The 16207-nt window shown below is 40.4% G+C and carries 21 protein-coding genes and 3 pseudogenes; 16 read left to right on the plus strand and 8 right to left on the minus strand.

The window, feature by feature from the left end; genetic code table 11:
• Window positions 1-170: 170 nt before the first annotated feature.
• Window positions 171-820: pseudogene (locus tag LC608_RS33855) on the minus strand (tyrosine-type recombinase/integrase).
• 203 nt (window positions 821-1023) lie between these two features.
• Between LC608_RS33855 and LC608_RS33860 the strand changes: the two are divergent.
• The 3 genes from LC608_RS33860 (at window position 1024) to LC608_RS33870 (ending at window position 2935) form a co-directional block, all read left to right on the plus strand.
• Window positions 1024-1662, plus strand: a complete 639-nt coding sequence (locus tag LC608_RS33860) for a hypothetical protein (RefSeq protein ID WP_229557752.1) — start codon at window positions 1024-1026, stop codon at window positions 1660-1662.
• A gap of 718 nt (window positions 1663-2380) precedes the next feature.
• Window positions 2381-2545: a hypothetical protein gene (locus LC608_RS33865; protein WP_229557753.1), complete on the plus strand. Its 165-nt coding sequence runs from the start codon at window positions 2381-2383 to the stop codon at window positions 2543-2545.
• 102 nt (window positions 2546-2647) lie between these two features.
• Window positions 2648-2935: a LysM peptidoglycan-binding domain-containing protein gene (locus tag LC608_RS33870; RefSeq protein WP_229557754.1), complete on the plus strand. Its 288-nt coding sequence runs from the start codon at window positions 2648-2650 to the stop codon at window positions 2933-2935.
• Window positions 2936-2956: 21 nt separating this feature from the next.
• On the opposite strand, the gene LC608_RS33875 is transcribed toward LC608_RS33870, so the two are convergent.
• The gene (locus LC608_RS33875) at window positions 2957-3235 is read right to left on the minus strand and encodes a hypothetical protein (RefSeq protein WP_374108486.1); all 279 of its coding nucleotides are present in this window, start codon (window positions 3233-3235) and stop codon (window positions 2957-2959) included.
• Between LC608_RS33875 and LC608_RS33880 the strand changes: the two genes are divergently transcribed.
• The 3 genes from LC608_RS33880 (at window position 3234) to LC608_RS33890 (ending at window position 4493) form a co-directional block, all read left to right on the plus strand.
• Window positions 3234-3617, plus strand: coding sequence for a hypothetical protein (locus LC608_RS33880; RefSeq protein ID WP_229557755.1), 384 nt, complete (start codon window positions 3234-3236; stop codon window positions 3615-3617). The two genes, LC608_RS33875 and LC608_RS33880, sit on opposite strands and share 2 nt — an antisense overlap.
• 42 nt (window positions 3618-3659) lie before the next feature.
• Window positions 3660-3815: a hypothetical protein gene (locus LC608_RS33885; protein WP_229557756.1), complete on the plus strand. Its 156-nt coding sequence runs from the start codon at window positions 3660-3662 to the stop codon at window positions 3813-3815.
• 462 nt (window positions 3816-4277) lie between these two features.
• On the plus strand, window positions 4278-4493 hold the full coding sequence (locus LC608_RS33890; protein WP_069068113.1) for a Nif11-like leader peptide family natural product precursor: 216 nt from the start codon (window positions 4278-4280) through the stop codon (window positions 4491-4493).
• An 84-nt stretch (window positions 4494-4577) separates the two neighbouring features.
• Here LC608_RS33890 and LC608_RS33895 read toward each other — a convergent pair whose 3' ends face one another.
• Window positions 4578-4718 (minus strand): hypothetical protein, encoded by a 141-nt coding sequence (locus tag LC608_RS33895; RefSeq protein ID WP_229557757.1) that lies wholly within the window; start codon window positions 4716-4718, stop codon window positions 4578-4580.
• A 547-nt stretch (window positions 4719-5265) separates the two neighbouring features.
• Here LC608_RS33895 and LC608_RS33900 point away from each other — a divergent pair.
• Window positions 5266-5421, plus strand: a complete 156-nt coding sequence (locus LC608_RS33900; RefSeq protein ID WP_229557758.1) for a hypothetical protein — start codon at window positions 5266-5268, stop codon at window positions 5419-5421.
• Between the two features lie 47 nt (window positions 5422-5468).
• Here the strand turns inward: LC608_RS33900 and LC608_RS33905 are convergent, their stop codons facing one another.
• On the minus strand, window positions 5469-5672 hold the full coding sequence (locus LC608_RS33905) for a hypothetical protein (protein WP_229557759.1): 204 nt from the start codon (window positions 5670-5672) through the stop codon (window positions 5469-5471).
• A 92-nt stretch (window positions 5673-5764) separates the two neighbouring features.
• Here LC608_RS33905 and LC608_RS33910 point away from each other — a divergent pair.
• The 4 genes and pseudogenes from LC608_RS33910 to LC608_RS33925 all read left to right on the plus strand — a co-directional run.
• A pseudogene (locus tag LC608_RS33910) lies at window positions 5765-5924 on the plus strand (IS5/IS1182 family transposase); the annotation flags it as partial.
• 243 nt (window positions 5925-6167) lie between these two features.
• Complete coding sequence (locus LC608_RS33915) at window positions 6168-6836, plus strand: DUF3105 domain-containing protein (protein WP_229557760.1); 669 nt, start codon at window positions 6168-6170, stop codon at window positions 6834-6836.
• Window positions 6837-7428: 592 nt separating this feature from the next.
• The gene (locus tag LC608_RS33920; RefSeq protein ID WP_229557761.1) at window positions 7429-7641 is read left to right on the plus strand and encodes a hypothetical protein; all 213 of its coding nucleotides are present in this window, start codon (window positions 7429-7431) and stop codon (window positions 7639-7641) included.
• A gap of 630 nt (window positions 7642-8271) precedes the next feature.
• A complete protein-coding gene (locus LC608_RS33925) occupies window positions 8272-8460 on the plus strand; it encodes a hypothetical protein (protein WP_229557762.1) in 189 nt (62 codons plus the stop codon).
• Here the strand turns inward: LC608_RS33925 and LC608_RS33930 are convergent.
• Entirely contained in the window at window positions 8452-8649 is a 198-nt protein-coding gene (locus tag LC608_RS33930) for a hypothetical protein (protein WP_229557763.1), read from the minus strand. The two genes, LC608_RS33925 and LC608_RS33930, sit on opposite strands and share 9 nt — an antisense overlap.
• Before the next feature lie 684 nt (window positions 8650-9333).
• On the opposite strand from LC608_RS33930, the gene LC608_RS33935 reads away from it, so the two are divergent.
• Window positions 9334-10908, plus strand: a complete 1575-nt coding sequence (locus LC608_RS33935; RefSeq protein ID WP_229557764.1) for a glycosyltransferase family 39 protein — start codon at window positions 9334-9336, stop codon at window positions 10906-10908.
• Window positions 10909-11391: 483 nt separating this feature from the next.
• Window positions 11392-11550 (plus strand): hypothetical protein, encoded by a 159-nt coding sequence (locus LC608_RS33940; protein ID WP_229557765.1) that lies wholly within the window; start codon window positions 11392-11394, stop codon window positions 11548-11550.
• 663 nt (window positions 11551-12213) lie between these two features.
• On the opposite strand, the pseudogene LC608_RS33945 reads toward LC608_RS33940, so the two are convergent.
• Window positions 12214-12384 (minus strand): annotated as a pseudogene (locus tag LC608_RS33945) (IS4 family transposase); the annotation flags it as partial.
• Between the two features lie 145 nt (window positions 12385-12529).
• Here LC608_RS33945 and LC608_RS33950 point away from each other — a divergent pair.
• Entirely contained in the window at window positions 12530-12925 is a 396-nt protein-coding gene (locus LC608_RS33950) for a hypothetical protein (RefSeq protein WP_229557766.1), read from the plus strand.
• Between the two features lie 284 nt (window positions 12926-13209).
• Complete coding sequence (locus LC608_RS33955; RefSeq protein WP_229557767.1) at window positions 13210-13641, plus strand: hypothetical protein; 432 nt, start codon at window positions 13210-13212, stop codon at window positions 13639-13641.
• 530 nt (window positions 13642-14171) lie between these two features.
• Here LC608_RS33955 and LC608_RS33960 read toward each other — a convergent pair.
• A complete protein-coding gene (locus tag LC608_RS33960) occupies window positions 14172-14375 on the minus strand; it encodes a hypothetical protein (RefSeq protein ID WP_229557768.1) in 204 nt (67 codons plus the stop codon).
• Window positions 14376-14777: 402 nt separating this feature from the next.
• Here LC608_RS33960 and LC608_RS33965 point away from each other — a divergent pair, with 402 nt between their 5' ends.
• Complete coding sequence (locus LC608_RS33965) at window positions 14778-14960, plus strand: hypothetical protein (RefSeq protein ID WP_229557769.1); 183 nt, start codon at window positions 14778-14780, stop codon at window positions 14958-14960.
• A gap of 62 nt (window positions 14961-15022) precedes the next feature.
• Here LC608_RS33965 and LC608_RS33970 read toward each other — a convergent pair whose 3' ends face one another.
• On the minus strand, window positions 15023-15304 hold the full coding sequence (locus LC608_RS33970; RefSeq protein WP_229557770.1) for a hypothetical protein: 282 nt from the start codon (window positions 15302-15304) through the stop codon (window positions 15023-15025).
• Between the last annotated feature and the right edge of the window lie 903 nt (window positions 15305-16207).

The raw sequence follows: 16207 nt of genomic DNA on the forward strand, positions 1-16207 counted from the left end.
CTCCAAAGACTACATGTGGAGTCGATGGTTTAATTAAAATAGCACTTGAATTAATTAATCCTGAACATCTCAAAAATTGGTTTACAAATTGCTGCTACTGTACCTCATAAACTCCGAATCTGCTGTATATTTCATAAGCAGGATTTAATACCGTCATCAAACAACTTACCCTAACGGGGATAATGTGCGTCAATTTCAAGTTTTTGTTTTTGGTCAGTGTCTAGCTCTACACCATTACTAGCCATAGGCGATAGCATCGACAATGCCGCCGCCGCTCCCAATACCTGATCGTCAGACACTTCTAAATATCTCTGTAACTGTTCTAAATTCCGATGCCCTGAGATTTCCTGAATAACTCTCAGTGGTATTCCGGCGTTACTCATCTGAGTTAAAGCAGTCCTTCTAAAGCTATGGCTACTCACTCCAAAAATATCTAATTGCTGGCAAGCTGTTCTTAAAATCCTAGCGGCTGAGTCTTCGCTGATATGCCCATCACTGCGACCGGGAAACAAATAATCATCACCTGCTAGCGGGTAGTATTCAACCAGTAAACGCCGTAAGTCTTCAATCACTGGGATTGACCGAGTTGCAAGTTTCCCCTTGGTGTTTGATTTTCTAATAATCAACCGGGGTCTGACAATACCCTTGGGTGTGTAGATATCTTCAGTTTGTAGCGTACAGCATTCACGGATTCTACAGGCACTAAACAGGCAGACACCAACAAAGTGCGATCGCGGTCGTTGTCTAAGCCATGACTGAAAATTAACTGTATCTCTGACTGTGTTAGAACTTTGGCGCGTCCGTGCCGATTGATTTTCATTGGCAGACTGTAGACCCTGTGATCCACAGCCTACAACGATTTGACACCTGATTAATCGGAATTATTTGACCGAGATTAGCAAACGCTTGAGAGATATATACACCATCAGTAGTTAATTTTAATTCTAGGAATTTATTTTATAGTTTTTGAGATTTTACAGGGAATACTAAAATTTAAACTTCTTGTCGCAGGGTAAAAAATATATGGCTAACTGCCCAAACTGTGGTTCCACTCACATTCAACTCAAGAGAGAAACTAATGTAAGTTGGGGACGTGCTATCACAGGGTTAGCTTTGTTTGGTGTTGTAGGTGGTGCTGTTGGTGCTGTAACAGGTGAGGATAGAAATGCTAACGCTTGCCTAGATTGTGGAACATCTTGGAAAGCTGAGGATTTATATAAAATTCTTCAAATTATAAAAAAATCAACTGATATAAATCCAGATATGACTACAGCAACAGATCGGTTATTTGTAAATGATTTCATATTAGAAATGACACCTTATATAGAAGCAATGTCAAAAGCACAGAAAGAATCTGAAACAATTGTAACAGTTAGTGAAAACAAGAAATCACTATTTGCTGCGGCGGGCTGTGGTTCTGGTTGTATAATAACGTTAATATTGTGGTCAATCTTTGCCTTTGCTAGTGTTTTTATAGGAAGCGGTTTCTTTTTAATAATACCGACAGATGGATATTTTATTAGTATGTTTAGAGACACTTTTAATCGACAAAATATTGAAAAAGAAATAAAAAATAGTAAAAGAGAAGCGGCTAGAATGAACACAGAAGCTAAGAATAATTTTAAACGTAAAGCGGAACAGTTCGCCGACAGTCATTGGTGACAAGTTAAGGTCATTAACTATTTGTCAATAAATAATAGTGCTTAAAATCTTGCCAAAATTTGAGGTCGGAAACACAAATTTTTAGCCAGCCCTGTAGAGGCAAGGGGGGGTGTATAGGGGTTTACGTGATTTCGGTTTAATAACCCAGAAAAAATGTAGATTGTTTTTTTGAAAAGTGCGATCGCCCAATGCCTAACGTACTACAAAGGTCTGATTTTTTGGGGTGAAGCTATCTAAGTATAATAAGCCAGTAATGTATACGATTTGCATCACCCCCCCTTTTTTATTTAAGTATTCAGTATATATTTAGGGGGGGTGTTTCGCAACTAGTCTAAAAAATTCGCAACTAGTAAAAAGGTGGTTTTGTAGCATATTTGTAATACAAAGGTGGGGGATTTTGATATAAGCCAAAGGATAGGGATCAGGCGCGGGGCATAGGAGTTATGCCAGAGTAAACTAATAAAGCATAACTATTGTGGGGCAAGGCGAGAGACGCGGCAACGCCGCCGTCGGTCAGGCAACGCAGTTGCCAGTCTGAAGATAGGGTGAGTTTTTAAAAACAACTATCAAAAAAATGCACTTGCACCGGAGTGGGCGCGATCCTGTGAGGCGCGATCGCAGGGAGACGCGGGAGACGCTAGCCATAGGTTTTTTCAAGCCAATTAACTCAAAATGCTGTTAAAAATCCAATGAATAAGATTTTGGGGGAAAGTTGGGTATGACATATTTCCCGACATTTTTCTCACAGATAGAAGCGTTCGCTGGGGTGGACGCTACCTCCATGACTCTGTTAACAGGTACGTCTGAAGCTATGGGTACTCACGCCGATTATCCCAGCTTGTTTGCTACTTTTACTCCTACAAATTCAGTTGTAAAGATTTGAAACAAAAAAAGACATAGTGCAGAAAAGTTACCGAGTAAACCTTGATAAGAAGATAGAGGTCTAAAGAAAGACCTAGATGATTAAATCAGGAGAACAAAACCTATGCTTAAAATTACAGACTTGTTTGATAACAAAGATTTTATTGAGTTAAAAGAATCTGAAGAAGAGAAAATAACAGGCGGCGCAAATTACGCCACCTACACCGTAGAGCGGGGGGACACACTATCTGAGATAACTGAAATTTTCTATGGGGATGGCACTGCTTCTTGTTACAAACCAGTTGCTAAGCGTAATGGCATCTCAAACCCCAACTTAATCCGCCCTGGAAAGAAGATTAAAATTTATGATTATGTTGCGGGATGTGGATATAGCAGGCTAAGCGAAGCTTAAATGTTACTGAGTATCCCTCTTCTAAGAAACCAGATTTTCTGAGTGCTGGGGAATAAGCTCAAAACCAAAAGCCTGGGCTTTTTTGTGGAGATTATTGACCATTCGCTCACGATAACGCTGCTCATAATAATCCATGCCAGGATCGGTGTAATCTCCTCCGGTTGTCCAAAGTTTGTAAAAAATTCGCGCAATTTTATGAGCAGTGGCAGTAATGGCTTTAGGAGAGCCAAGTCGAGAACGTAAGCGACGATAGAACGCACCCAAAGCAGAATTACTTTTTCCGGCAGTTTGTGCTGCCATGCGAAAAGCGTTTGCAGCGCGATTGAAGTCTAGGCCCGATTTTCAAGTACTTGTAGACGAAGCAAGAATCGGTTTAAAGGCTGCGATCGCTGAAAGTTCTCGTAATTATGCCAGGGAGCAGCATTTACAAAAATTAGAGAAATATCGACAGGATGGTGAAAGGTTGGGGGCAGAACTACTAAAAACTGGCTCAATGCTTTTGCAGCTGATCAATAAGCGGCTTGAAATTACCGAAGCTGGTGATTTATCAATTAATCAGATTCACTCTCACCTCAAAAGCACTTGCGTAGCGTTTGATTCTGGATTTGAGTTGAGCGCTAAAGCTCTTGGCATTGAGAGAATGATGGAAATTTTCAATTCTGTTGAGTTTTCAGAGGAATGAAAAGCATAGCTTTGCCCATTCATGCTGTGAGTGGGTTTAATTTTGGCAAACAGGGCGTGTATATGGTCATGGCTGTGGAATCCTTACCCTCAAGTTGCTACAGGGCATTGTGGGGAAAATGGGAGCGTAGCTACTGTAGGCGATCGCTCAATGCTCAATGCCATGCCAAATACCCAATGCCCAATATTCGATGCCTAATGTACTACAAAAGTCTGATTTTTTGGGGTGAGCCTATTTAAGTATAATAAGCCAGTAATATATAAAATTTGCATCACCCCCCCTTAAATTTAAGTAGTCAGTATATATTTAGGGGGGTGATTGGCAATTAGCAATTATTTTTCGCATTAAGCAAAATGCGGTTTTTGTAGCATAAATGTATTACGAGGGTGAGGATTTATAGCCAGAGAGACGTGGCAGGGGTGGTAAGTGCGATCGCAGGTTTGAGGAGTTAACAAAAGAGTAGGTTTTTGGGTGGCATGAACCACCCGTTTACTTATAAGAAGGTGGTTTCTTATAAGCAAGATTCTGATAAATGAAGAGCAGCGCGTCGCGATAATCATCTTTCCCCCGAATCTTGATACCCTTGTGCTGCTAGTCTTAAAGAATATACTGCTGTTTTTCTTTATATTACGAGTAGCTAGCGAGGATCAAATTTTAAATATGGCTTTTGAGCAAATCGAAGCATTTTTAAAGAAAATGCAGTCTGAACCTGAACTTAAAAACGAGGTGCTCGCAGCACCAACCGCAGATGATGTTGCGCGAATAGCACTAAAGCTTGGTTTTGAATTTTCAGGTGATGAATTATTGAGAATGTCAGGTAAGAAAGTTGGCAGCATTACTGTTAGAAAAACTGATCTTCCTGGAGAGTACAACTAGGGGTCACGCGAGAATTTTTGAAGAAGGCAGCTATGCTGAGGGCAGAGGGCAGAAGGAACAATCGAATGGGGATTCAGACCCCAATCAATTGTCGGCGCTGTGTAGACGGCGGGGCTTTAAACCCTTGTTCCCTTTGGTCACGGGCAAAGGGCTGGAAGCAGTATTCCCTTCTGCCTTCTCCCCAGGACGAGGAATGGTTACGCCATCGCCTCTTGCCTTCAACATTGCTATTTTTTGAATAAACATTGGAAAAGAAGTATAAATACTTATTTTTTCTAAGTTACCCGCACCACTTTAAGATTTACCCGCACCAGTTCCGCACCACTACCCGCACCAAAAACAACGCAATATCAAGGGTTCCGCACCACCCGCACCACTTTTACTGCATTTGAAAAAACTTTGGTGAAAAATTTGCAGAAAATATTTTCAAAAAAAATCTAATAAATATAAAGTTTATCCAACCCCTTAAAACTGGTGCGGGTGGTGCGGGATGCTTACACAGCAAGCATTCTTGCTGCGGGAACTGGTGCGGAAGTGGTGCGGGTAACTTAAAAAGTGGTGCGGGAATCGCTAGGTAATAGAAATGTGACCGCTAATCGACTCTCAGCAAGTAGAAGACGCGGCGAAGCCGTCGTCGCTGAGGCAACGCAGTTGCCAGTCCACCACAACCACGCCAAACGAGGATATCCCTATACATAGCCACTAAAGAATAGATATAAATCTGATACGTCAGTTAAGCAATGCAGTTGCCAGTTAAGCCACACCATACACGTTGCTACACCACGCCACAGTTATCAAGTGCGATCGCGCTAGTGAGGAGTTAGCGATCGCACGGCAGGAGACGCGGCAACGCCGCCGTCGTTCTGCAACGCAGTTGCCAGTGAAGCCCACCACGCCGAACGCGGATATCCTTATACATAGCCACTAAAGAATAGATATAAATTCGACATATTAGGTAGGCAATACAGTTGTCAATTAAGCTACACCACGCCACCACGCCACAGCACTAGCGCGATCGCATAGCAGGAGACGCGGCAACGCCGCCGTCGTCAGCAACGTAGTTGCCAGTTCACCCTTGAAATTAACTACAACTGGGGGTGACTTTGGCTGTTCAAATCTGAACTGTTTTGGAAGCGATGCCTGCGGCGGCCTTTGCCTACGCCTTGCAGGTCGAGTCATAGTTTATAACTGCTGAAATGCTTGTTATATATAGATTTTAGCAGTTTTTACTCTGCTTTTTTCCGAGTTTGGGAGAAATCCGGGCTGAGACGTTTGAGCAGTTGCCCAAGCGGTGGATTGTTGAGCGAACCAATGTAAAAGCTGAACCGATTTCGGCGGTTAAGCAAAGATTATGAGGTGTATTCAGAGGTGAGTGAAGCGATAATTTATAGTTCTTTGCTTCGTCTCATGGTCAGGCGATTAGCTACTTAAGATTTACTTTACGAATCAGCTCTAAAACCCATATATGTTTAGTATTGTAAAAATTGTGGAATGGCTAGTTTCTGAGCTACTTGTTGATTTTACATTTTGTCACATAGCTTAATTTTTTTTGTCCGACTAATTAAAAAAAATAGTTTTGTTGATTTTTATAATCATAAGGTATGTCTTTTTTGTTTCATGCAACAAAGCCGGAAAGAATCGTTAATTTATCCGAGAGTAATGGAAGAGGGTTATATGAATATTAAGCTAACTAAATCAGGTTTCTTGGTACTTTGCTTGGGCTGCGCGATCAGCATAACTTTACTATTCGGTAATATGCCTGCGAACTCTCATGAATCTCCCCGACAAGCAAGTACTGCCTCAACTTCTAGTTCAATGATGAATTCTATACAGGAGTGGAAGGGTTTAATCGAACCTTTCTCAGTAATAACACCTGAATCACCCTTGCCAGGGATATACCCTGGCACAATACTACCAGGAATACGTTTCCCAGATTTGGGACAAGAACATGTGGAAGTAGGTACTTCAATCACTTATAACTCCAATCCACCAACCTCTGGGCCGCACTACTCGTACCCAGCAGCGTGGGGTATATATAAACATCCACCCGCCGATGGATTTTTAGTACATAATTTGGAACACGGTGGGGTGATTATTAGCTATAATCCTAAGCAAATTAAAGATCAAGAGTTGACCCAGTTACGGCAGCAGGCGCGATCTTTGAGCTACTTTAACGGACGTATTATCCTGACACCACGGTTGAACCTCGACACATCAATTGCACTCACCGCTTGGAATTACTTGCAGGAGCTTGACCGTTACAACTCTACAGCAGTAAAGGTCTTTTATGATACGCATATTGCTCGTGGTCCTGAGTGCCAAGAAGGGTTATGTCCCGGCTAATGCTTTGTTCCATGAATGAGGAAGATGCCTTGTTTCGATAAAGTTGGTGGTTAATCTGCTAACAATGTACTGATTTCATTTTTAACTATCCGAGCGTGGTTTTACTTTTTCTGCCACCGTTTCTAGTTTCGCCTAAAGGCATCTTATTATTATCAATTATCCCTATTGCTTTTTGAAGTCCCTAGAAAATAGCGTTACTAAATTAGTGAACCCACGCTCTAACGATCAAGCTTGACAACATACGCCGCTTACGCCAATTTTGAGGATAAGGAGTAGCCAATCTACGTAAAAACCGTTTTCCTACAGTTAAAAAGACAGTAACTCCATCTCGGAAAGAACCATCTGTAACTGTTTAATATCATAAATTGTTCATACTTTCAGCAAGTCTCTTATAAACTCAGCAGTGCGAGGTCGTTTTGTATTGCTTAGTTTAAACTTCAGTTGGTTTACAACTTTATTTAATTTCATTTCCTTTCCTCACAAGTTCCTCATATTTTCTTTCTAGTATTTAAATACAGGATTAGCAGAGTAGTTTCTGACTTTGCTTCTCTAAAGGAAAAATACCACTTTTAAAGTTAAAAGGAGTAATAAAATGCTTAAGAACGAAGATGCATTTTATGTTGTAGACTTATCTAGAGAAGAAGAAGCAAATATTAGTGGTGGAGCGCCTCCAAGTTCATCTTGTTCCACGTTTAAAGAAAAGAACCAACCACTTTACCAGTACAATCCAGAAACTGGGCAATATGAACAAGTCGGTACTTATGATTCCCGTTTTAAAAGTTGTTTTAAAACTAAATTAGACTAAAACATTTTTTAGAAGTGCTGAGACGCGCACCCAAAACACCCATAGTGGAATGGTACGAAAATTCATGTAAAACCTAGTCAAGGCAGGGGATTTTGGGTAGGATGTTGGGTGTAGTGTTCCAGATAATTGAATGCGAGTGCGTCAAGTAGTTCAATATCTTCTTAATTCCGTACACCTACACCCACCCTGCTCCCAAAGTAAGAGCGATCGCATTTATCCCAGAGTGCGATCGCCCTTTGCCCCTTATTCAACGCCCCACTTAAAGAATGAGTGGGGTTAATTTTGGGATTCTAAGGGTGTGTAGAGTATTGGCTGTGGGATGTTACCCGAAAATTGGTGTAGGCGATGGTGGCGGCGGTAGGGAGCGCGATTCCTACGGCGGCAAGCTATGCCCAATGCTCAATACCCAATGACTAACGTACTACAAAAGTCTGGTTTTTTGGGGTAAAGCTATCTAAGTATAAAAAGCCAGTAATGTATAGGATTTGCATCATCCCCCTCTTAAATTTAAGTATCCAGTATATATTTAGGGGGGGTGATTGGCGATTAGCATTTTTTTTTCGCATTAAGCAAATAAGGTTTTTGTAGCATAAATGTATTACAAAAGTGGGGAATTTTGATATAAGCCGAATGGCACTAAGAAAAGGGAAAATCGTTGAGGCAGCAGGGGTGCAGAGGAGCAGAGGAGCAGGGGAGAAAGAAGAAGGAAAGAGCATACGGACAGAAACAAGAGGCATACGGAAAGAAGCAAGAGAAATTCTCCTCCGCCCCTCTGCCCCTCTGCAATTCTTACGCCGCCTACCGTTCAACTTAACTTAGTGCCATTCGGGCTATGCCAAAAATATGGCTCCTGGCGATGGAGTACTGAGAAAGAAAATCTGGGGATAAAGCAGGCGTATATGTGATGGGCTTACGCCCCGCCAAGAGTGTGATGGCGTAACCGCCCGCTAAGAGTGCGATCGCAGAGATTATCGAAGCACCCAAGATTATCGCTAGTCGACCTGACATTGGCTATTGGATTAATACTAGCCGTATTGGTGTTAAACCTTGTGCCAAAATTCGATTCACTAGCAAACTGTTAGAAAAGCTTCTGGTGAGGGAAAACTTAAAATAAGACACTCTGTGGTACAAGCCATTTCTGAAAGTAATGATGTACTGGCTATTTCAAGATAACCACAAGTGCTATAAATCATTGGTTGCATTCGTGACTTTGAACAAATGCGTTGATTGGCCACACGCTATACCAAAGACATCGTTCCTCGCGATAACGTACTGAAAAAGGAGACTTAAAAAGCTAAAAAGACTATGAATCAAGACAAGTTCCATAAAATGAACTGAAGAACCGAATTATCTTACTACTTAGTTTACTTAGAGAATGTTTGAAAAGTCCTCCTGTCTGTAACAAAACGTTTTAGATCCTCCATCATCCGCCTTGTAAAAGAGGGCTTTGATTACCCCAATTTCTCACATATAGATGGAAAGTGTGGGGAGAGAGGAAAGATTTCTTCTCCATCCTCCTACACCTTCCACACCGCCCACTCCACTGGATTTCTCATAAGTGAGAAACCCCGGATTAGGGTTCCCCCTTATTAAAGCTGTAGGGGGATCTAGAAGTGCATAAAATTACAATCAACTAATTTTCAAACAACCTCTTAAAATGTCCTCTAATTGTAAATATATATTTTATTGACTATGAGTAGTTATTTAAAGATTAAATCTTATCCTTTAAAATTAATAGTTATTATTTTATTAGTTTTAGGTATATTTTTGCGTTTTGTTAATATTGACAAAAAAATATATTGGCATGATGAAGCTTTTACTTCTTTCCGGATAGCAGGTTATACCGTGAAAGAAATCAAGGAAAATATTTATATTAATCAAGAAATAACTGTCGCAGATATCCAGAAATTTCAACATATTAATTCCCAAAGAACTTGGATTGATGCACTAAGTTCTCAGGCTAAAGAAGACGGGCAACATCCTCCTTTATATTACCTTTTACTTAGATTTTGGGAGCAGGTATTTGGTAGTTCACCTGCTGCTATCAGAACTTTAACTGCTATCCTCAGCCTCTTACTATTTCCTGCTGTATATTGGTTGAGCATAGAGCTTTTTAATTCCTCAACTATAGGATGGGCTGCAATTGCATTAGTTGCTATATCTCCATTTCACTTACTATATGCTCAGAATGCAAAACAATATAGTTTATGGAGTGTGATCGTAGTTTTATCAAGCGCTGCCATTCTCCGAGCAATTAAGCTTGAAAGAAATCATAACAAAATAAATTGGCTTATTTACGGTATCACTTTAGTAATAGGATTGTATACTTATCCCTTAACTGCTTTAGTTGCATTAAGTCACGGGATTTATTTAATAATAATTAAAGGTTGGAGATTAACTAAGTCATTAATAGCTTATTTAGTAACGTTTTCTATTGCTTTTATCAGTTTTACGCCTTGGCTCTATGTGATGTCTCTTAATAATTTTAAAGGAATAGATTGGTTAGCTACAAAAACCACCACAATCTCTTTATTTACAACAATTTTAGGGAATATTAGCAGAGTATTTATTGATTTTAATTTAGACTCTCAAACTTCACCTTTATTAGTTTTTCCTCTAGTTTTAAGTATACTATTTTTAGTAGCTTACTCGATTTATTTTATTTGTTTTCATACTCCTAAACATACTTGGCTATTTATAATTATAATTATAAGTGTAAATATATTGTGTTTTTTATTACCAGATTTATTGTTTGGAGGTAGACGTTCTACTGTTGCTCGATATTTAATCCCTAGTTATTTGTTTATGCAGCTATCTGTTGTTTATCTGTTTGCAAAACAAATATTTAGTAATAATTCTTTCAGTCGCAAGTTTTGGCAAGCAACATTAGCGATTTTCACCTTGGCTACAATTATGTCCTGTTATCAAATTTCTAATGCAGAAAGTTGGTGGACTCAAATACCCAGCAATAATCATCCGCAAATTATTAAGATAATTAATCAAAGTAAAAATTCTCTTTTAATTAGTGATGATAGTGCCCCTTATAATTTTGGTAATTTGCTTTCTCTATCCTATCGCTTGCATCCAGATATTAAACTTTTATTAGTACCTGAGAAAGAAATACCTAATATATCTCATGATTATGACAATGTATTTTTATTACATCCTGCTAAAGATTTAAGAGCTAAGTTAGAAAAAACAACCAATCATAAAGTTAAACTCATTAACAAACCTGGTATGCTCTGGCGTTTAGAGAAAAATAAGTAATAATAGACTCGCGAGTTTAGCCAGCATCAAACTCCTATTGAATTAGATTATTTCTTTTAATGCATAACGAATAACAGCCGTTGAAAGCTCTAACCATTAGTTTAGCAGTTTTGTTTTCTTTATTTTTCTGAAAATACTTGATTTTAATTAATCAGTGAATATATCAATGGCATTAATTAGCTAAATAATAAAGTTATTTTTATTGATTACAAAGAATAAAGTTCTTGTTGTAAGTTTTAATAAACTATATTATTTTATTAAACCAATTCGCAATTCGCAATTACGTGTTGTAACGGGGATTTAGACCCCGCCACAACACTTGCGGCTTGAAGTTGCCGAAGCTGGTGATTTATCAATTAATCAAATTTCCTCTTACCTCAAGGGCAGTTGTATAGCGTTCGACTCTGGATTTGAATTGAGCGGCAAAGCTCTTGGCATTGAGAGAATGATGGAGCTTTTTAATGCTGCTGAGTTTTCAGAGGAATGAATAGCATAGCTTTGCACATTCATGCTGTGAGTGGGGTTAATTTTGCGATTCTCGGCGTGTGTATGGTGCTGGCTGTGGAAACATTACCCTCAGTTTGCTGTAGGCGATTGTGGGGTGTGTGGAGAGGCGCGATCGCCCAATACCTAATGTCGTAAAAATAGATTGGAGGTTTTAGGGTTTTGGTAGTCACGATGATTTTGGTAGTCACGAGGATTAATATCTATTTATATAGAGGTCGTGACTACGGTATCAAATTCTGATACAAAACGTGGGGATATTCAGTGGTGACTACCATGTTTTGTATAAAGCGTAGCAATGATAAAGCAGTACAGCGTAGCTTGCCGCCGAAGGCATCGCCCTAGCTAGGATGGATTATAAAGTGGGGTTTTGGGGTTTGGTAGTCAGGTTTGGTAGTCACGAGGATTTTGGTAGTCACGAGGATTAATATCTATTTATATAGAGGTCGTGACTACGGTATCAAAATCTGATACAAAATGAGGGGGTATTCAGTGGTGACTACCAAATAATGTATAAAAACCAGCATTAACAAAGCAGTATAGGAGTTAGGCTGCGGGGCATAGGAGTTATGCCAGAAAAAAATAATAAAGCATAACTATTTTGAGGCGATCGCAAAGCAGGAGACGCGGCAACGCCGCCGCCGTCGGTCAGGCAACGCAGTTGCCAGTCAAACTAAGGCGACAATCCTATGAGGGAATGGCATTAAGAAAAGCTCTAAACTATATGGGATAAGCGCTACAGATTTTAAAGTGATTTTTGAGCGAAGGTCTTGGTATGGGACAGGCGATTGTGCTTGATGCAATCCTTCGTAGCTTGCTGCCATATTGAATCGGTTGGGGAAAGACACTAGCTAAAACGGAGAGTTTGACCTGACGATGAACTTGTAGCAATAACAACAAAAGCTGTATGGCTAGATACTGGCTTTCATTTAGATGGGCACGCAGGGTTTTTTGGTAAGATTCAGGAAACATATTTTTTCCAAGGAGCCATGAAAATGCTCCCTATTTTTTGTCTTCATTATCTTCTCAAAGTTTTGTCCTGCATAGCTTAGAGTTGCCTCCTCACCCTCTAAGGTGATATATCTACTTATGCTTTCTCTTATCCAAGGAAAAGATCATGGATTTTCGGAAATTTTACATTCCTACTGTTATGGCAGGATTAGCAAGCTTGAGTCCTATTGTGTTTTCTCAAGCAGCTTTTGCAGATGGTTGGCCAACCAGTGTGGTAGGAAACTGGAGTATAAATGCTGATAATTTTACTGGGATTCTGAGTATTACAAATCAAGCTACAACAGGCAACTGTAGAGCAATATCAGGCACTATATTTGGCGATTCTTTAACAGGTTTTTACTGTCCCTTCAGTGGTCGCATCAACTTTATACGACGGAGAACTAATTTCACTCAGGTTTACAGTGCTAATCTTTCCCGGACGAATGCAAGTACAGTTAGGATGGGCGGCTTATTTACTGACTATGACCAGCCTGGAGAATATAGTTTTTTCGGCTCTAAGTAGAAAGAGTTTCATGTTGTTTTTAGTGCCATTCTAGTATAGCCAGAGAGACGCCGCGAAGCGGTCGTCGGTAGGTAGCAACGCAGTTGCCAGTCATGCCACCAAAGTCACCTCATCAAATATTTTTTTTGGGAGCGCGGCGGTTCCGTACTTGATAAGGTGATGAAAATTTTTCTGGTATTAAAACTGGAGTTGGCAGGCGATCGCTATCGTTACAAAAAACTTTAGAACGCGGTCATAGAAGTTATGCTTTAAAATTTTTGATAAGCATAACTGTTATCCCTGCCATGACAGATCGCATAGACCAAATCATAGAAAAACTTCATCAACTAAAGGAAATCAGACAGCACTTGCTCAATGAACCAATGTCTGAACCTGGGGTCTGGATTCATCAATATGAGGTGCGAAAACAATATAAAAAAGGTGGTGAAGTTTATTGGTATGTGTATGCGAAATGGCAAGCTAACGAGCCAATTTTCAAAAGGAACCCAAAACCTAGGCTAAAGGGTATTGTGAAGCGCGGTAAGAACCCAGAATACACCTGTCACCAACACATAGGCAGAGTAGGCAGCAGCACAGGGTTAGGAACCGATCCAGAGGTCACGGAAGCATATCGAGAGTGGGAAAATCGCAAGCAATTGGATGCGATTGACAAAGCACTTGATGAGATAGAAAATGCGCTCATCGGAGTTATGCCAGAAGATAATGATAAGGCATAATTATTTGAAAGGATTTGGTGCGATGGCCCGTGCCCATCACCCAATGCCTAACGCCCAATCCCCACTACTCAAAAAATAGATTGGAGGTTTAGGGTTTTGGTAGTCATGGTCTGGTAGTCACGATGATTAATATCTATTTATATAGAGGGCGTGACTACGGTATCAGAATTTGATACAAAATGAGGCTATTTTCAGTGGTGACTACCAAAATTTGTATAAAAGGCAGCATAGCTAAACTAGTACAGGCGCCCAGCAAATAAATAGATTGGAGGTTTTGGGATTTCGGTAATCATGGTCTGGTAGTCACGATGATTTTGGTAGTCACGATGGTTAATCTCTATTTATATAGAGAGCGTGACTACGGTATCAACATCTGATACAAAATGTGGTGGTTCTCAGTGGTGACTACCAAGTTTGTATAAAAGTAATTACTAGCAAGCTAGTGCAGCGATGCCTTTGTCCGTGCGGTCATGCCACAAGTAAAAATCAGGAGTTAGGAGTTAGCGATCGCGCTATGAAAAATTGAGAAGCTAAAAATCTTTGATGGCAGTGGTCAGCGATGGCAACAAGAACACCGCAGGCATCGCACTTTTCGCAGACGGGTATGCCGGCAGCCAAACTCCACTAGCGCGGTCATAGAAGTTATGCTCTAAAATTTTTAATCGGCATAACCTTTGCAACTGCCATGACCAGCCGAAAAACTGGTTTTTCCCAAAATGGGGAAAGATTGACAACTTTTTAACCAGAAAAATCTAAGGGAGTCATCTCCATCGTGTGCGATCGCTGGGGTGTTCTCGTTGCCATCGCTGACCAGGAGACGCGGCGATAGCCGCCTCGTCAGCAACGCAGTTGCCAGTCAAGACTACACACTTGTAATAAATCGCTAGCCGTCCCAGGCATAGTCAACGCCAGGGTGAGCAGTTGAACAAGTGATCTGCGATCGCCACGGGTCAAGCTAAACTAACCATAGGAATCCTTAAGCCAGTTAAGCTATTTACCACAGATAAATCTATGGATACAATTCAGGTATTCGCTGTAGGGAAAATGAGGAAACTATTCTAAACTGGCAACCTGTTATATTCTTTGAGATGAGCAGGATAACAAGATGAGCCGATTTCACAGAGATTGAGATAGCGATGCCTTCTCTACGAGACGCTACGCGAACGGCGGGCGCAGCCATCGCCAACTCATTGCAGGGAGACGCGGCAACGCCGCCGTGTCGTCAGCAGCGTAGCTGCCAGTTTAAGACTCATTTCTCGAATCTTACTCTTGAACTTGTATTAGTAAAAGATTCTAAAAGTTACACAATTTGCTCTTGAGGACAACAAAGGTATTGACCTAAGCTGTCCTAACGCAAACCTATAAAGGGATCTAGATTTATTTATGGAAGGGGAGTAAATGTTCCAGTAGATGGGTTAAAGTCGTATGCATTTCCATTTTTCTGAATTCCAGGAGGGGCAGGATTCTGTGCAAACCCTTTAAATTTTCCGTTCGGTGTGGTCACACCTATGGTGGCGGGAACCGTAACATTGGAGTTACCAGGAGGGGTATTAGGTTTGCCATCAGGTTCTATCCCTGGTGCAGCATACACAATAAACCCACCACTAATTTTCTCAGATGCTTCATCATCAAGTTGAGTTACAGGCAAATTGGAAATATTCATGATGCTCTTCATAATATGCTGTCGTTGTCATTATATATCTAAAGATAGATGTAATATAAATTATTTTTGGATAAAAACATAGAGCCTAAATCCCTGCAAATTCAAAATTTATATCTCAAAAAAATCTTTTTTAGCCTGAACGCGCAAGTAGCTTGCTCAAAAATGGCTCTCGGAAGTAGTGTGGGTAACTTAAAAAGTCGTGCGGGAATTGCTAGGTAATGAGATATTTAGCCACTAATTGACCTCACCAAGTAGGAGACGCGGCGAAGCCGTCGTCGTTGAACCAGCGTAGCTGGCAGTCAAAGGGCGATGGATTTGGTGTTGGCGAAAGTTGGAAGTTAGTCAGAGCTAACCTGTTAAGAACACTCGAACTGGTTATCAAACCCTCTAACCAGATAAGACAATAGCGATGGCGCAACCGCTCGATGTCAGCCTAGCTTCTCAGAGAGACGCGGCAACGCCGCCGCCGCCAGTCCTCACACTACACTGCAAGCAATACCTGCGCCTTGCTATGCTGCTAAACTGTTAGAACTCGGCAAAGCTGTTAACCTTTTCTTGACAAGCTGTTATATCGTTTTAAAAAAGCTTTAACAGTTACGCTGTAATACTGTTATCTTCTTGAAAGACGGAACCAACCAATTGCTATAACCTAGTCAGAGAAAGAGTTTTAGAGTTGGAAGCCCGATAACAGTTTCACGCAGAGATAAACTGGTTATTTAAACCAGTTAGTGCAGATATAAAATGCTTTAACCAGTTAACGCAGGCATACAAAGATGAGTGTCCGTTAAGTAAATGAACGGACACAGATTTCTACTTATATTTAAAATCAATATATAGCACGCAAAACCAAGCTTTTCAAGGAAAAATATAGCGGATTAAAAAAAAGATAATACTGATGCATAA

The organism is Nostoc sp. XA010 (assembly GCF_020829625.1).
Taxonomy (GTDB): domain Bacteria; phylum Cyanobacteriota; class Cyanobacteriia; order Cyanobacteriales; family Nostocaceae; genus Nostoc.

Excerpts from the sequence above, each read along its gene's own strand:
- LC608_RS33930 (WP_229557763.1), bottom strand. The coding sequence starts at position 8,649 with ATGTCAGGTCGACTAGCGATAATCTTGGGTGCTTCGATAATCTCTGCG.
- LC608_RS33935 (WP_229557764.1), top strand. The coding sequence starts at position 9,334 with ATGAGTAGTTATTTAAAGATTAAATCTTATCCTTTAAAATTAATAGTT.
- LC608_RS33860 (WP_229557752.1), top strand. The coding sequence starts at position 1,024 with ATGGCTAACTGCCCAAACTGTGGTTCCACTCACATTCAACTCAAGAGA.
- LC608_RS33950 (WP_229557766.1), top strand. The coding sequence starts at position 12,530 with ATGGATTTTCGGAAATTTTACATTCCTACTGTTATGGCAGGATTAGCA.
- LC608_RS33920 (WP_229557761.1), top strand. The coding sequence starts at position 7,429 with ATGCTTAAGAACGAAGATGCATTTTATGTTGTAGACTTATCTAGAGAA.
- LC608_RS33870 (WP_229557754.1), top strand. The coding sequence starts at position 2,648 with ATGCTTAAAATTACAGACTTGTTTGATAACAAAGATTTTATTGAGTTA.
- LC608_RS33865 (WP_229557753.1), top strand. The coding sequence starts at position 2,381 with ATGACATATTTCCCGACATTTTTCTCACAGATAGAAGCGTTCGCTGGG.
- LC608_RS33875 (WP_374108486.1), bottom strand. The coding sequence starts at position 3,235 with ATGGCAGCACAAACTGCCGGAAAAAGTAATTCTGCTTTGGGTGCGTTC.
- LC608_RS33880 (WP_229557755.1), top strand. The coding sequence starts at position 3,234 with ATGCGAAAAGCGTTTGCAGCGCGATTGAAGTCTAGGCCCGATTTTCAA.
- LC608_RS33905 (WP_229557759.1), bottom strand. The coding sequence starts at position 5,672 with ATGACTCGACCTGCAAGGCGTAGGCAAAGGCCGCCGCAGGCATCGCTT.
- LC608_RS33925 (WP_229557762.1), top strand. The coding sequence starts at position 8,272 with ATGGCACTAAGAAAAGGGAAAATCGTTGAGGCAGCAGGGGTGCAGAGG.
- LC608_RS33895 (WP_229557757.1), bottom strand. The coding sequence starts at position 4,718 with ATGTTGAAGGCAAGAGGCGATGGCGTAACCATTCCTCGTCCTGGGGAG.
- LC608_RS33970 (WP_229557770.1), bottom strand. The coding sequence starts at position 15,304 with ATGAATATTTCCAATTTGCCTGTAACTCAACTTGATGATGAAGCATCT.
- LC608_RS33965 (WP_229557769.1), top strand. The coding sequence starts at position 14,778 with ATGCCTTCTCTACGAGACGCTACGCGAACGGCGGGCGCAGCCATCGCC.
- LC608_RS33915 (WP_229557760.1), top strand. The coding sequence starts at position 6,168 with ATGAATATTAAGCTAACTAAATCAGGTTTCTTGGTACTTTGCTTGGGC.
- LC608_RS33890 (WP_069068113.1), top strand. The coding sequence starts at position 4,278 with ATGGCTTTTGAGCAAATCGAAGCATTTTTAAAGAAAATGCAGTCTGAA.
- LC608_RS33940 (WP_229557765.1), top strand. The coding sequence starts at position 11,392 with ATGAATAGCATAGCTTTGCACATTCATGCTGTGAGTGGGGTTAATTTT.
- LC608_RS33955 (WP_229557767.1), top strand. The coding sequence starts at position 13,210 with ATGACAGATCGCATAGACCAAATCATAGAAAAACTTCATCAACTAAAG.